The organism is Lachnospira multipara LB2003 (genome assembly GCF_000702205.1).
In the GTDB taxonomy this organism is placed as follows: domain Bacteria; phylum Bacillota; class Clostridia; order Lachnospirales; family Lachnospiraceae; genus Lachnospira; species Lachnospira multipara_A.
This window is the reverse complement of sequence record NZ_KL370871.1, coordinates 414,932-430,802: the sequence shown is the minus strand read 5'-3', so window position 1 is coordinate 430,802 and position 15,871 is coordinate 414,932. Positions and strand designations below refer to the sequence as shown.

Here is a 15,871-nt window from a genome sequence, read left to right as displayed (position 1 = left end):
TAATAATTTACAGATTAAATTAAATATAATGGGTAGCCGCAAATGCCTAAATTCTTTATTTTAAGGGGGTTATTTATGTCCGAGAAAAGAAAACTAACGGTGAAGATTTACAATTCAATGGCATTTAAGCTATCTATTGTGGCATTTTTAGTAGGTGGAGCTATTATGGTTGCACTTATGACATTTGCCATCACAGATTCTAGGGGCACAATGGAAGATACGTATTATAGGTATGCACAAAACTTAGCAGAATCTGCAGCTACGGCTGTAGATATCCAGATGGAAACCATAGCTGGTAGATATGGATTTACACAAGATGCAACAGGCGCAGCTGCTATAGAAAAGTATTTTACTAATAAGGCTGAAACAGATGCAGCTAATAGTGCAGATTTAATTATGAACACATTCCAGGATTCCCTTGGGGAAATCAAGCTAGAAGGTATTGAAACAAGTTACGCATATCTTGCAAGTCCTAATGCTAAGATGGTTTACCATCCTAAGAAGGATAGAGTAGGTTCAGCAGTAACAAATGAAGCAATTAATAAGATTTGTTCACGACTTAGAAGCGGCGAGAGCCCAAGCACAATAGGAAATGGCGCAGTAACATATGTTGCAGATGGATATAAGAAATTTGCAGGTTACGCATTTACAAGCGGCGGTAATGTTGTTGTTGTTCTTGGTGAATTTACACAGGTTATGAAACCAATTAATAATCTAAGAAATATGCTTGTTATTTTCTTAGTAGTTGGTATGATTGCAATGGCAGTTATCCTTTATGTAGTAATTAAGATATTCCTTGAACCATTAAAGACAGTAGTTTATGAACTTGATAAGACTGCTAACTTTGATTTCACTAAAGATGACAATAACCAGAGTGAAAAACTTGCTCAAAGAAAAGATGAAATTGGTATTATTGCAAAATCTGCTAATGACATGATTGAGCAATTAACAAATATGGTTGTTAATATTAGTGATGCGGGAGATAAGATTAATGAAAATGTCTTAGAACTTCGTAAATCTACTGATGAAGTTAATAATAAGTGTACAGATAACTCTGCAACAAGTGAGGAGCTTGCAGCAGCCATGGAAGAAACTTCATCAACAGCTGAAACAATTGCTCAGAATGTACTTGAGATGCAGGGTGAAGCTAAGAATATTGATAAACAGGCTGATTCAGGTGTAGATCTTTCAGAAGAAATTATGACAAGAGCTGATAAGTTAAAGGTAAGCACAGATCAGGCAACTAATAAAACCAAGACAATCTACTCATCAGTTAAGGCTAAAGCAGATGAGGCTATTGAAAGTTCTAAGGCTGTTGAGAAGGTTAACGAACTTACAGATACAATTATGGCTATTTCATCACAGACAGGTTTACTTGCATTAAATGCCTCTATTGAAGCTGCTAGAGCTGGTGAAGCTGGTAAGGGATTTGCAGTTGTTGCTACAGAAATTGGTAGTTTGGCTGATCAGACTAGTGATGCAGTAGGAAATATTAATGGTATTATTGGCGATGTTAATAAGTCAGTAAGTAAGATGTCAGAGTGTTTAGAGGAAATTAATGACTTCCTTGAAAAAACAGTACTTGAGGACTATGCACAGTTTGGTGAAGTTAGTAAACAGTATTATAACGATGCTAATAGTTTTAAGGATAGTATGTTAGATATTAAGACATCTCTTTCAGAACTTGGTACATCAATTGATATGGTTACAGACTCAGTTTCAACCATTTCTCAGACAGTAGATGAAGCAGCTAAGGGTGTTTCTGATATCGCAGAAAAAACAACCGAGATTGTTACAGAAACAAGTGGCAACCTTAGTATGGTAGATGAGTGTGAGGGCTATGTAGAAGAGCTTGAAGAAATTGTAAGCAAGTTTAAGTTAGATATCTAATAACGATATAAATAATAAATAATAAATAATCCACCCCGATTTGCGGTGATAGGACTTGGATATTGCAGGTTTTGGCATTGCGTATAATTGGGGTGGATTTTATATATGTTTTTGTATAAAATGAAGCATGAATAATACTTTGAGGTGATAAAAATGGGAAATGTAATAATTAATAAAATAATAGATGGCCATAAGGCAAAAGATAAAGAAGGAATTGAATTTTACGAAGAAGCTAAGGAAATACTTACACATCCAATAGTTCTTCAAATGAAAAAATACAATCATCATAGTCAAACAAGCTGCTATCAGCATTGTGTCCATGTAGCATATTATTGCTATAAGATAGCTAAAATTCTTAATTGGGATGCTAAGGCTTTAATGAAGGGTGGATTATTACATGATTTATTCCTCTATGATTGGCATGATTATACACCAGGTGTAAATGAAAGATTACATGGATTTGAACATCCTAATAAAGCTTTATATAATGCACACAAATATTTTAAATTAACAAGAAAAGAAGGGGATATAATAGTTAAGCATATGTTCCCATTAACACTAACATTGCCAAGTTATAAAGAAAGCTATGTTATTGTATTAGTAGATAAATTTGTAACCAGCTGTGAAGTTCTTGATAGATTTTTTAAGAAGAAAAAGAGAATTCTTAACCAAAAGAAAAGCAAATAAAGAGTAATAAAGTTGAAATATTCAATAAAGTGTGATAGCATTTTTTTTAGTTAAAAAAATAAAAACGGGAGGTTACAATATGAAATATTGTCCTAATTGTGGAAGACGGCTTCAGGATAACGAAGTTTGTACATGTCAGACACAAAACGCACAGCAACAAAATACACAGGCACAGCCACAGTTCAACCAGGTAAATGCACAAAATGCACAGCCACAGTTTAATCAGGCAAATGTTCAAAATGCACAGCCACAGTTTAACCAGGCTAATGTTCAGTACGCACAGCCACAGTTTAATAAGCCACAGAGCCCACTTCAGGCATCTTTAGTTGATCTTTGCAAGAATATTTTTGTAAGACCATATGATGCAATTCTTAATTTCTTAAAGATGGGTAGCGTTGGTGGAGCTTATATTGTTCTTATTGCTACAGCAATTCTTGGTTTCTTCAATGTATTATTTGATGAAATCCAGAGCTCAATGAGATATGCATATTCAGAATTTAGCTGGACAGATGTATTTAAGAGTTCTGCAATTGATTTATTAGATTGTTTAGCAGTTGCTTCAATAGGAGCTTTAGTAATTGTTTGCCTTACTAATGCATTTGATAAGAAATACAATAATAGAATCGATTTTAAGCAGGCTATCACAGTTTATGCAATTAGCGAGATTGCTTATGAAGTTATTAGAATAGTAGCTAACTTATTCGAATTCTTTGATGTTAAGTTCTTTGATTATATCAGCGATGTAATTTCAAGATTCGGCGCTGGTTATGAAATTATGTTAGTTGGACTTTGTATTACAGTATTTGTTAAAGATAAGAATAAGTTACCATTTACATTAGGTCTTGCATATGCTGCAAGTAAGGTAGCTTCAATCCTTATTAATCTTTTATTTAATATGTAATTTGTAATTAAATATTAAAATCATAGATTAAATCCTAACTAGTAGGTTATAAACTTACTGGTTAGGATTTTTATTTGCATAATTTATTGTTTATTATATAATACATTGTAGATTAGATGTGGAGGTTTTTATGACATATTTAGATAGTGACAAGAACAAAGAATTTATTGGAAATGGCAAGGTAAATAGTAATGGAGAAACATTAGAAGTTTTTCTTAATAACTATGACCCAAGTAAGTATCAGAGCCCATGCAACACAGTAGATACATTGGTATTTACATACATTGAAGAAAATGGACATAAGAAACTAAATAGACTTCTTTTAATTAAGAGAGCTAATCATCCAAGTATAGGCATGTGGGCACTTCCAGGTGGATTTGTTGATTTTAAAGAGAATTTAAAGGATGCAGCTATAAGAGAACTTAGAGAAGAAACTGGAATTAGTGATATAGATGCAATTCAGGTAAAGTCATATGGAAGATATGATAGAGATCCAAGAACAAGAATTATTACAACAGCTTTTGTAACATTGATTAAAGAAGGCGAGCAAAGTCCTAATGCTGCAGATGATGCAAGTGATGCAGGTTGGTTTGAAATCCACACAAAAGAACTTTCTGACAATGTAACAAGATTAACACTTACATGCGAGGAAAAGGAAGAAGTTATTGCAGCAGATATTAAGCATGAGGATTATGAAGTTGCAGGTCTTATGGCAACAAATTATTCTACAGTTGAAAAAATCGGACTTGCAGCAGATCATGGTGAAATAATTCTTGAAACATATAATATGATTAAGGACGCAGTTTATTAATTGCTCTTTTTAAGAAAATACATGAGGTAGACAGTATGAAAAAACAGACATGGAGAGCAGGGAATATGCTATATCCTGTTCCAGCTGTAATGGTAACTTGTAAAAGAAAAAATGAAAAAGCTAATATAATTACAGTTGCTTGGGCAGGAACAGTGTGTTCTGATCCGGCAATGGTTTCTATATCAGTAAGAAAATCAAGATATAGCCATGAAATTATAAGCGAAACAAAGGAATTTGTAGTTAATCTAACTACTAAACAGTTAGCTAAAGCCACAGATTATTGTGGAGTTAAATCAGGAAGAGACATAGATAAATTTAAGGAAATGAACCTTCATACACAGGAATCAACTAAGATAGAGACACCAGGAATTTTAGAAAGTCCTGTTAATATCGAATGCAAAGTGGTAAATGTATTAGAACTTGGAACTCATGATATGTTTATTGCAGAGGTAGTTGCAGTTGATGTTAATGAAGATTTACTAGACGAAAAGGGTAGTCTTCACCTAGATAAAGCTGATTTAATAGCTTATGCCCATGGACAATATTTTTCACTGGGTAAAGAGCTTGGAAGATTTGGTTTTTCAGTAAGAAAGAATATTAAAAATAAAGCTAAGAAAAAATCAAAGCCTAAGAAGAAATAGGGAAATGTTTACTTTTTTCTTCAACTTTGGTATTATGTAATTTGTTACAAAAATATTACGTTTTTGTGAAATTGAATTAGAGGTAGGATTTAAGTTATGCATATAACTAGATACGGGAGAAGTCTTAAGAAAGCAATCGTTTTAATAACTGCCTTAACTGGTTTTTTAGTTGCTTTTTTAATTCCATTTTATACAAAGAGCATGTTGGATGCTAAAGTTGGATATTATACAATTTCAATAAACGGAGTTACAGTAGGTGCTGCCAACTCTAAGAACGATGTAGAAGAAGCTTTTGCTTTAGCTAGAAAGAAATTATCTTCACAATATAGCGGAGACGTCTATATGAATCCGGAGATAGTAATTCAAAAAGAAGATAGAAAAATAGCTGATAGATCAACTGTTAATGAATTAAGTGATGAAATATATAGCTATCTTTTTGATAATGTCTTAGAAGTAGAAAGAAACTTTAATTATGTACTTAAAGTAGATGATACAACAATAACAATGGCTAGTCTTGATGATATTAATACTGTTCTTGAGAAAGTTATGGACAGTTATGACACATTATCACAGTATAATGTGGAAATAGCATCATCAGAAGAAGTAAATGGTGGATATGTTGTTAATTTTGTTAAGTCTTCATCAACTAATGCAGCATCTGATATTGTTGCAGCAGCTGTAGGTGGAGATGGAGCTACAGTTGTAGATGCAACAGATATTACTAACGAAGGTGTTACTTCAATAAGATTTGTTGAGAATATTACAATTTATGCAGTTCCAGAAGGAAAGAATGATGTGGTATCAGTAGATGATGCTTATCAGACTCTTACTAAGGCAACAACAGTAAATCAAAGCTATATAGTTGCATCTAATGATACACTTCAATTTATTGCTGATAAATATGGTGTAACAGTTGATAAGATTGTTTCATTAAATCCTAAGATCAAGAATGACACAGTATTAGTTGAGGGCGATATAATTACGGTTCCATATAATAAGACATTACTCACTGTTGAAACAACAAGAAGAATGTCTTTCCAGGAAGATTATAATGAGACACCAAATTATAGTGAAGATAATACTAGAAATAAATATGATAATGCAGTTACTACAAGCGGAACAACAGGTCAAAGATATATAGAGGCTGAAATTGTTTATAACAATGATACAGAACTACAAAGAAAATATATCTCTCTTGGAAGCTATGTATTATCTCAGGCAGAGCCTTCAAGCATTTCAGTTGGTACATTATCTTCATCTAATTATGCTAGACCGCTTAAATCACAGCAAGGTACATTAAAGTCAGGATTCCTTGATGGAGATTTAGATAATGGTGTTGAATGGAGTGTAGATGTTGGCACTGATGTATTGGCAAGTGCAGATGGTAAGGTTACAAAAGCTGGCTGGTATTCAAATTATGGTTATATGGTTGAAATAACCCATTCAGATGGAAGCATTACAAGATATGGCCATTTAAGCGAAATTAAGGTATCAGTAGGAGATAGCGTTACTAAGGGCAATGTGATTGCACTAACAGGTAATACAGGTGTTGCAACTGATAACGAATTGCTATTTGAAATATTAATTAATGGAAGTTATGTAAATCCATTGGATTATGTAAATCAAAATTAAAAAATAGACGAAAGCGTGAAATTCTATAGCAGGAATTTCGCGCTTTTTTTAAAATATTTTCTATGTGCTTTACAAAAATAATTCTTGTGATATAATTCTTTAGGATTACGAATTAGGAATACAATTAAAGTAACTTTAAATTTATTGCTATTTTTATGGCAAAATTTGTATCTGTATTTTATAATTTATATAGATAGGGTTTATAGCGCAAGCGGATAAGAGGTTTAGAATGGAACAGTATGTGGTTAAAGGTGGAACACCGCTTAATGGTAGTGTTTCAATTGGTGGAGCTAAGAATGCTGCACTTGGTATATTAGCAGCAGCAATTATGAGTGATGAGAAAGTAACAATCGAGAATGTGCCTAATGTAAGAGATACAAGAGTATTATTACAGGCTATTCAGGGTATTGGTGCTAGTGTTGAATATTTAGATAATAATACAGTTGAGATTAATGGTAAGGGCATTAATAGTGTAACTGTTGACTATGATTATATTAAGAAGATTAGAGCATCTTATTATTTACTTGGTGCATTACTTGGTAAGAAGCATGAATCTAATGTAGCATTACCTGGTGGATGTAACATTGGTAGTAGACCAATTGATCAGCATCTTAAGGGCTTTAGAGCACTTGGTGCAGTAGATAATATTGATAAGGGTATGGTTCATGTAAAGGCTAAAGAATTAGTTGGTGCTCATATTTATTTTGATGTTGTTACAGTAGGTGCAACTATCAATCTTATGATGGCAGCTTGTTTAGCAGAAGGTGCAACTATACTTGAGAATGCAGCTAAGGAACCACACGTTGTTGATGTGGCTAACTTCCTTAATGCAATGGGTGCTAATATTAAGGGTGCTGGTACAGATGTAATTAGAATTAAGGGTGTAGAGAAGTTACATGGATGCACTTATTCTATTATTCCAGATCAGATTGAAGCTGGTACATTTATGATGGCAGCAGCTACAACTCATGGTGATATTACAGTATGTAATGTTATTCCTAAGCACTTAGAGTCAATTTCTGCTAAGTTATTAGAAATGGGTTGTACAATTGTAGAAGGTGATGATTCAGTTAGAGTTATTGCTAGTGATAGAACACTTAGCGCAACTAACGTTAAGACATTACCATATCCAGGTTTCCCTACAGATATGCAGCCTCAGATGGCTATTGCATTAGCTTTAGCTAAGGGAAATAGTATCGTTACAGAGAGCATTTTTGAGAATAGATTTAAGTATGTTGATGAACTTGCACGTATGGGATCTAAGATTAAGGTTGAAGGAAATACTGCATATATCGAAGGCGTTGAGAAGTTCTCAGGGGCAACAGTAAGTGCTCCAGATTTACGTGCTGGTGCAGCTCTTGTAGTGGCAGCACTTTCAGCAGATGGATTCTCAGTAATTGATGATATTGAATATATCCAGCGTGGATATGAGAATTTTGAAGGCAAGTTATCAAGTCTTGGTGGTAACATTGAGAAGGTTGATAATGAACGCGATTTACAAAAATTTAAGCTTAAAATCGGTTAATTTTTATATTTAATTTTGCTATTATATGATATTATAAATTCATTCTATAAGAAGGAGAATTAAGTATGGAAAAGAAAGTTACTCAAGATATGATAATTTCAGACATTATTGCACAATACCCATTAGCAGTTGATGCATTAATGGAATGTGGTATGGGATGTATTTCATGTCCTGCATCACAGGGTGAATCATTAGCACAGGCTAGTCAGGTTCATGGATTAGATCCAGAAGATGTTGAAGCATATGTTAATAGATATTTAGAATTAGTTTCGCAGTAATAAGAATTTAGATATACATATCGGAATATAAAGATGCTACTATTTGTGGTAGCATCTTTTTTTATGGTAGTAATGCTAATAAAGGGAAAGGGTATAAAAAGTGAAGGCAGAAGAAGTATTAAAGTCAGTTTTTGGATATGATGATTTTAGAGATGGACAAAAAGAAATAATAGACGAAATACTAAGTGGTAAGGATTGTTTAGGAATTATGCCTACAGGTGCAGGTAAATCTATATGTTACCAGGTGCCTGCTTTAATGTTTTCTGGAATAACTATAGTTATTTCACCTTTGATTTCCCTTATGAAAGATCAGGTTTTTGCTCTTAATCAGGCAGGTATTCACGCAGCATATATTAATAGTTCTCTTACAGAAAGACAGATTAATATGGCCTTTGACAATGCATGTAGAGGCCAGTATAAGATAATATATATTGCACCTGAAAGATTAGATACTAAGCGATTTTTTGAATTGATACATGTAATTGATATATCTATGGTGGCAGTTGATGAGGCACATTGTATTTCTCAGTGGGGACAGGACTTTAGACCAGCATATCTTAACATTGTAAAATTTATAAATAGCTTAGAGAAAAGACCTGTTCTTACAGCCTTTACAGCTACTGCTACTAAGGTGGTTAAGGAGGATATTGTAAAAATTCTTGGTCTTATTAATCCACAAATATTTATAACAAGTTTTGATAGACCAAATCTATATTTTAGCGTTAAGCATGTAAATCACAAGAAAAATGAAGTGCTTAGTTACTGTAAAAGCCATAGTGATGAATGTGGAATTGTATATTGTGCTACTAGGAAGAATGTAGAAGAGGTGTGTGAACTCTTAAATTCTAACGGGATAGCTGCAACAAGATATCATGCAGGATTATCCGTTAATGAAAGAAGTAAAAATCAAGATGATTTTATTTATGACAGGGTTAAGGTTGTGGTTGCAACTAATGCCTTTGGTATGGGAATAGATAAGTCTGATGTTAGATATGTGTTACATTTCAATATGCCACAATCTATGGAGAATTATTATCAGGAAGCAGGTAGAGCAGGAAGAGATGGGGAAGAATCAGAATGCGTGCTTTTATATAATCCTCAGGATATTATTATTAATAAATTTTTGATTGAGAATAAGGAAGCTAGAGAAGATATAGATATAGAAACCCAGAAAGAGATTGCAAGAAGAGATTTAAAAAGACTAAATACAATGATTGACTATTGTAATACAACGGGATGTCTTAGAACCTTTATATTGCAGTATTTCGGTGAGCAGGCAGAATATAATGATGAAAAGTCTAGATCTAAGACAGCTTGCGGACACTGTTGTAATTGCTGTAAAGAAGTGGAATTTATGGATGTTACTACATATGCCACAACTATAGTAGAGGCAGTTTATGAATTAGGGGAAAGATATGGCGTTGGAATGGTAGTATCTGTATTGCAGGGAGTGGACAGCGATAGGATTATAAATAGCGGTCTTAATGAGCTTTCATGTTATGGTGCACTAAATGGATTTACAGATAGACAGATTAAGGAAATAATAGAGCAATTATTAAGGTTAGATGTATTAACTAAAAGCACAGGACAATATCCTCTTCTTCAGATGGGAAGAGAAAGAAAGACCTTTGATAACGGGGATATTCACGTCTATATTAGAGATGATAGTAAGGATAAGGAAAAATCATATACATCCAATACATCTAATTTCTATAGAAGTGATGCTAATTATAGGACTAATAAGAATTACAACTACATGGATAATTATGAAGGTTATAATGATAGAAAGCCTAAGAAATTTGGTATTAGTAAGGATTACTATACATCTTCTTCAAGCATAAGCTTAACAAGTGAAGGTAAGGAATTACTTCTTAAACTTAAGGAAGTAAGAAAAAGAATTGCTAAAGAAGAAAAAATGCCAGCATATATTATTTTTGGAGATAAGTCCTTAATGCAGATGTGTGTTTATAGACCAAAAACCTTTACACAGATGATGGGAATATCAGGTGTAGGTGAGAATAAGAATAAAAAATATGGCTATTATTTTGCTAAGGCTATAGCTGATTTTGAAGGGGATTTAGTAGATAAAAAAGACTGGGACATGGATAATAGTTTTTAAATTTATTGACAACATTCCAGAATGATTTTAGTATTTAATTAGAGATTTATGAGAAAAAAATAATATGGGATGTGTTATCTATGAATAAATTAGAGGCAAGAATTAGGGAATTAATCGCCCAAATCATGGTAGTAGGTCTATTATTATGCTTAATAACAGATGTGGCATATTTTATATATTATGTAGAAAAGGTCAGTTTATTAAGTGAGTCGCCTCTTCATGTATTAAGAGTGGTGTTACCAAATATAATTAATATAATTACCGTGATAGTTGTAAAGACTGTTAATGAATCATCTAAAGAAAATAACATAACAAAATACTGGGTTTGCTCTATATGTTTATGTACAATGATTGCAAATATAGCTATTTTTCATAGCTATTACACACCATTATGGTTATGTCATATAGGAGCATTGATTTTTTGCAGTGTTTTTCATGATCTTAAGTTATTAAGGGTTATGTTTATCTATGGAATGCTTGTTATTTGCATATGTTTTGTGAATGCTTGTAATAGCCATCCAGATGAATTTATGTATTATATGCAAAGCGCCATTATATGTGCTGTTGTAACTGTACTGGCTTTCTTGATTTCTAATGCTATGGAGGAGTATGCCAAAAATATAAGCGAATTAGATAAGAATAGCATGGAAAGGGAATTAGAATTAAAAAGACAGTTGGATTTTGACCCATTAACCAATGTACATTCAAGGGGATATGTACTAATTAAGGGTGAAGATATGCTAAAAAGTGCTAATCAGTATAATCCAGTTACAGTTGCAGTTATTGATGTAGATGATTTTAAAACTATTAATGATAAATATGGACATGATAATGGAGATAAAGTATTAAAGACTTTGGGCTTATTATTAAATAGTCTAATTGATGAAAGATATGTTATTGTAGGCAGATTTAGTGGGGAAGAATTTGTATTTGTTTTTAATGGAGGAAGCGTAAAAGAGCATGAAGAACTACTTGATGCCTTGCGTGAAAGCTTTTCAATGATTGATTTTTCTTTTATGGGGCCTAACAATAACAAATGTACATTTAGCGGTGGAATTACAGCTACATATGAGAGAAAGAGTTTTGAGGAAATTTTTAGACTTGCAGATGAGGCGCTATTTGAAGCTAAGAATAAGGGTAAGAATGTTATTGTTAGAAGATAGTGCAAATACTTAGGAGAGAAGTAAATGAAAAAAAGAATAAAAATATGTTCACAGCTTGTTGTGCTTATAGCTGTTTTATATGTTATAAGTGGAGCTGTAATAGGGGTTACAAAAAAGATTGAGTATCATAATGAATCAATAATTGAAATAGCACCGACACAGGTGTTTACAAGTAAAGATGAGTCTACATATTATTTTGATATGATTAGTGCTACAAATAATTGGAGACTGGATTACAGTGTTGCTTTTAAATTTAGAAGTCTACACCAAAATGTGTATATTTACGCAGATAATGAGCCCCTTGTTGGAATTGAGGCAAAGAATGGCTTCTTTGGTAGTACTGTAGGTTTCAGGATGAATGTTTGTGAAATACCAAGGGGAACATCTACGGTTAAGATAGTATTAAAAAGTTCATATGTGGATCAAAAGGCATTTTCACCAGAATTTTGTTTTGGTAGCATGTCGACACTTTATAAAGATATAGGAAAGAGCGCTACAATAAATGGTGGTGTTGCTTTTGTAAGTGTAGTTCTTGGAATTGTATTATTTTTATTATGGTTTGCTTCTAATAAAAATATTAAAAAAGATACTTCTATGCTATATTTTTCTATGTTTTCAGTGATTTTAGGAATATGGCTATTTAATGAAACAGAATTATCTTATACAGTGCTTTACGATAGAGGTATAGCCTCATTGATAAGCTATGTACTTTTGCTTATTCTAGGAATTCCTTATGTTATGTATGTTAATGAATATCTAGAAGTGACAAAACTTAAGTTGTCGTATATTATAGTTTCATTAAACTGTGTTACAGTTATTGCTTTAATTATAGGTCATGCCACTGGCATATATGAATTTAGACAATCTGCATGGATTATAAACTTGCAGCTTTCTATTTGCCTTATGTATACAGTCTATGGCATTATATGGAGAATCAATAATTATGGCCTTGATAGAAGAAGCATAACTACGATTATTGGTTTTACAATTTTGTTTATAGTTTTTTTGATGGATTTATATTTATTTATAGCAGATAAGTCAGTTAGCGATATATTTGGAAAAATTGTTATTCTCATATATATTTTATTGTTAAGTGTTCAGGGTTTTTCAGAAACTCTTGTGGTTATACAAGAAGGAAAGCTTGCAGAATATTATAAGGCTCAGTCAAGAATTGATGAAATGACAGGCTTATATAATAGACGAGAACTTGAGTATACAATTGAGGACACTACAGATTTTGTTAACACAGGAATTATAGCTATTGACCTTAATAATCTGAAATATATTAATGATAATTATGGACATGATAAGGGTGATGAATACATTTGTTGGGCAGCAGATGCTATAAAGAGAGTATTTAGCGGTATTGGAAAAGCTTATAGAGTAGGCGGAGATGAATTTGTTGTTGTAGTAAACAAGTCATATCATAAGAACTTGAAAAAAAGAGTCTCTAGACTAAAGGCTATTGATTCAGTACATAGAAAGCAAAATCCAAAGACAGGTCTTGCTATAGGTCTTGCAATTTTTGGGGAAGATGATGTAGACTTTGAGACAGTTTATAAAAGAGCTGATGAAACAATGTATGAAGAAAAAAGAAGAATGAAGGAAAAATAAATGAAGAATTATAAAATGACAATAGCTTATGATGGATCTAGATTTTATGGATGGGAACATCAGCCTGATATTGAAATGACTATTCAGGGAAAGCTTGAAAGTGTTCTTGCGCAGATGCTTGGAATGGAGGTTGAGGTTATAGGATGTGGAAGAACTGATGCAGGTGTTCATGCAAAGGCGTATGTTTGCAATGTTCATATGGAAACTGATATGAATGAAATAGAAATTAGAGACTATATGAATCATTATCTTCCAGATGATATTGGAGTGCTAGAAGTTAAGGTGGCATCTGATAGATTCCATGCAAGATATAATGCAATGGGAAAGACTTACCAGTATGCTTGCTATATTGGTGATAAAAAACCTATTTTTGATAGAAAATATGTTACCTACCTAGAAGGTAAGATTGATGTGGAGGCTATAAGAAAGGCCACAACTTATCTTGTTGGTGAACATGATTTTAAGTCTTTTTGTGGTAATCCTAAGATGAAAAAATCCACAGTAAGAGAAATATATTCAATCGATGTTACATGTAGAAATGGATATATGTATTTGACTTATCATGGTAAGGGCTTTTTACAATACATGGTAAGAATCCTTAGTGGTACTTTAATTGAAGTTGGTCAAGGAAAGAGAAGTCCGGAATCTATGATCTCATTAATTGAGGCTAAAGATAGAAATTTAGCAGGACCTACAGCTCCAGCAAGAGGACTTACATTACTAAAAGTTCACTATGCGAAATAATGTAATAATAATCTAAAGTGGAAATTTATCGCTATATAATGTAAAATAAAGTTTGCTTGTATTTTAACAAGCAAGCTTTTTTATTTTAATCAAATTTAGACTTGATATGGAGAGATTATGAATAGAAATGAAAAAAGAAGACAGATTGTCTATAGTGTTGTAATGATTATTTGTGAAGTAATGGGAATAAGAGCAGCTGCGGCAATGCTTAATCTGATTGGAAATTATAGCTCTGTTTCTGATCAACGAGGTATGGAATTAGCTATTTCACTCTCGTCTAACTATTGTCTGTTTGTATTATTGTTGTTTGTGTGCTTTATCTTAAGTATTAGAGCCAAAAGGACAGCTGCTAAATATGAATATATAGTACGAAATATTTGCTTTGTGTTATCTGCAGTAATAGCAAGTTCATCGTCAATAGCAGTACTTATGGTATTTAGTATAGAATATGCTAAATATATTAATGACATGAATGTTTTAAATACAATTTATAATCTTGAAGAGGTTAATTATTTAATAAGCAATCCCCATGAGTTTTATCTCTTTATGGTGTGTGTTGTGATTTGTTTGCCTTTTGCAATTAAGGCTATAATTGATGTAGTTAATGCAATTAAGAATAGATAATATAATAAATATATGAGGAAGTAAGTGGGAATTATGAAACTAGTAACACCAAAGTATTATGAGGAGTTTAAATGTATAGCAGGAGACTGCACTGACACATGTTGCGCAGGCTGGGATGTAGATGTTGATAAGAAGGCCAATGATTATTATAAAAGTGTAGAGGGTGCCTTTGGAGATAGACTTAAGGAAGTAAGCATACATGATGATGAAGGTGGATGTACATTCAGATTAACAAGGGATAAAAGATGTCCTTTTTTAAACTCTGAGAATCTATGCGATTTGTTTACAGAATTAGGTGAGGATAAGCTTTGTGATACATGTGCAGAATTTCCTAGATTTATCAATAACTATGGTGGCGTTAAGGAAATGGGAATTGCGCCTTCATGTATAACCGCAGGTGAAATAATTTTTGCTAAAAGAGGTATGATGGAATTTAGCGAATCTTCAATTGATGAAGAAGTAGAGCCAAATGACATTGACCCTTTTGTATATATGTTGCTAAGAAGAGCAAGAAGCTTAAGCTTTAAGCTTATAAATGATAAGGATTATAAGCTTGGAGAAAGAGTAGCGGCTTTTCTTGGAATGAATAGAGATGTCCAAAGACTTCTTGATATTCAAGAAGATGAACAGATTGGCAATGTACTAAAAGCTTATGAAGACAAGGAACTTGTTGACAATGCGATAAATACAATTCGCGAAAGAAGAAGAGAAACAAAAAAACTATCAGCTAGAAAGCTAGGAATACCAGCAGAAGCTAAATATTTCGAAATCATGAAGCATTACTTTGATGCCTTTGAAGGGATGGAAGTTATTAACCCTGATTGGTATAAAGTATGTGAAGCTGTGGATAATTTCTACAAAGAAATTAAATCTAGTGGAAAAGCCATAGAATTAAAAAACGAATTTAATGAATATATGGGCGAAAGACTAGAAGAATATGAGCAGCTATTTAATTATACAATATTTAGATATTGCCTAGATGCTGTAAATGATTATGATTTATTACTTAAGGCTATAATTTGTATAGTTTGGTATATAGTATTAAAAATGGCTGGTTTAGCTGTTTGGTATGAAAATGGTAAGGAATTTGACTTTGATAAACAAGTTGACATTGCACATCTTTATTCACGACAATTTGAACATTCATACTCAAATTTCGAAGTATATAACGAGAAATTTGTAACTGAAGAAATTTACTCTATTGCTAATTTGGAGGCAATTTGTCTTATGCTAGATTAGTAA

The 15,871-nt window shown here is 32.6% G+C and carries 14 protein-coding genes; all 14 read left to right on the top strand.

The window, feature by feature from the left end; translation table 11 throughout:
• Positions 1-75: 75 nt before the first annotated feature.
• The 14 genes from T537_RS0111490 to fliB all read left to right on the top strand — a co-directional run bounded on the left by T537_RS0111490 (position 76) and on the right by fliB (position 15,868).
• Positions 76-1,890 (top strand): methyl-accepting chemotaxis protein, encoded by a 1,815-nt coding sequence (locus T537_RS0111490; RefSeq protein ID WP_051637238.1) that lies wholly within the window; start codon positions 76-78, stop codon positions 1,888-1,890.
• 153 nt (positions 1,891-2,043) lie between these two features.
• Positions 2,044-2,577 (top strand): HDIG domain-containing metalloprotein, encoded by a 534-nt coding sequence (locus T537_RS0111485; protein ID WP_031558114.1) that lies wholly within the window; start codon positions 2,044-2,046, stop codon positions 2,575-2,577.
• Positions 2,578-2,656: 79 nt separating this feature from the next.
• Positions 2,657-3,478, top strand: coding sequence for a hypothetical protein (locus tag T537_RS0111480; RefSeq protein WP_031558112.1), 822 nt, complete (start codon positions 2,657-2,659; stop codon positions 3,476-3,478).
• A 130-nt stretch (positions 3,479-3,608) separates the two neighbouring features.
• Positions 3,609-4,289, top strand: a complete 681-nt coding sequence (locus T537_RS0111475) for an NUDIX domain-containing protein (RefSeq protein WP_031558110.1) — start codon at positions 3,609-3,611, stop codon at positions 4,287-4,289.
• Between the two features lie 35 nt (positions 4,290-4,324).
• A complete protein-coding gene (locus tag T537_RS0111470) occupies positions 4,325-4,930 on the top strand; it encodes a flavin reductase family protein (RefSeq protein WP_031558107.1) in 606 nt (201 codons plus the stop codon).
• Between the two features lie 96 nt (positions 4,931-5,026).
• Positions 5,027-6,562, top strand: coding sequence for a M23 family metallopeptidase (locus tag T537_RS12225; protein ID WP_034244714.1), 1,536 nt, complete (start codon positions 5,027-5,029; stop codon positions 6,560-6,562).
• A 229-nt stretch (positions 6,563-6,791) separates the two neighbouring features.
• Positions 6,792-8,087 (top strand): UDP-N-acetylglucosamine 1-carboxyvinyltransferase, encoded by a 1,296-nt coding sequence (locus T537_RS0111460; RefSeq protein ID WP_027438837.1) that lies wholly within the window; start codon positions 6,792-6,794, stop codon positions 8,085-8,087.
• A 65-nt stretch (positions 8,088-8,152) separates the two neighbouring features.
• On the top strand, positions 8,153-8,365 hold the full coding sequence (locus T537_RS0111455; protein ID WP_027438836.1) for a DUF1858 domain-containing protein: 213 nt from the start codon (positions 8,153-8,155) through the stop codon (positions 8,363-8,365).
• A 100-nt stretch (positions 8,366-8,465) separates the two neighbouring features.
• On the top strand, positions 8,466-10,484 hold the full coding sequence (locus tag T537_RS0111450) for a RecQ family ATP-dependent DNA helicase (protein WP_051637237.1): 2,019 nt from the start codon (positions 8,466-8,468) through the stop codon (positions 10,482-10,484).
• An 80-nt stretch (positions 10,485-10,564) separates the two neighbouring features.
• Positions 10,565-11,647, top strand: coding sequence for a GGDEF domain-containing protein (locus T537_RS0111445; RefSeq protein WP_027438835.1), 1,083 nt, complete (start codon positions 10,565-10,567; stop codon positions 11,645-11,647).
• Positions 11,648-11,671: 24 nt separating this feature from the next.
• On the top strand, positions 11,672-13,261 hold the full coding sequence (locus T537_RS0111440; RefSeq protein WP_031558101.1) for a GGDEF domain-containing protein: 1,590 nt from the start codon (positions 11,672-11,674) through the stop codon (positions 13,259-13,261).
• Positions 13,262-14,005 carry a tRNA pseudouridine(38-40) synthase TruA gene (gene truA / locus T537_RS12985; RefSeq protein ID WP_031558099.1) on the top strand — a complete coding sequence of 248 codons (744 nt, stop codon included), beginning with the start codon at positions 13,262-13,264 and terminating at the stop codon, positions 14,003-14,005.
• A 117-nt stretch (positions 14,006-14,122) separates the two neighbouring features.
• Complete coding sequence (locus T537_RS0111430; protein WP_031558097.1) at positions 14,123-14,629, top strand: hypothetical protein; 507 nt, start codon at positions 14,123-14,125, stop codon at positions 14,627-14,629.
• Between the two features lie 33 nt (positions 14,630-14,662).
• Positions 14,663-15,868, top strand: coding sequence for a flagellin lysine-N-methylase (gene fliB / locus T537_RS0111425; protein WP_155895270.1), 1,206 nt, complete (start codon positions 14,663-14,665; stop codon positions 15,866-15,868).
• Positions 15,869-15,871: the final 3 nt, after the last annotated feature.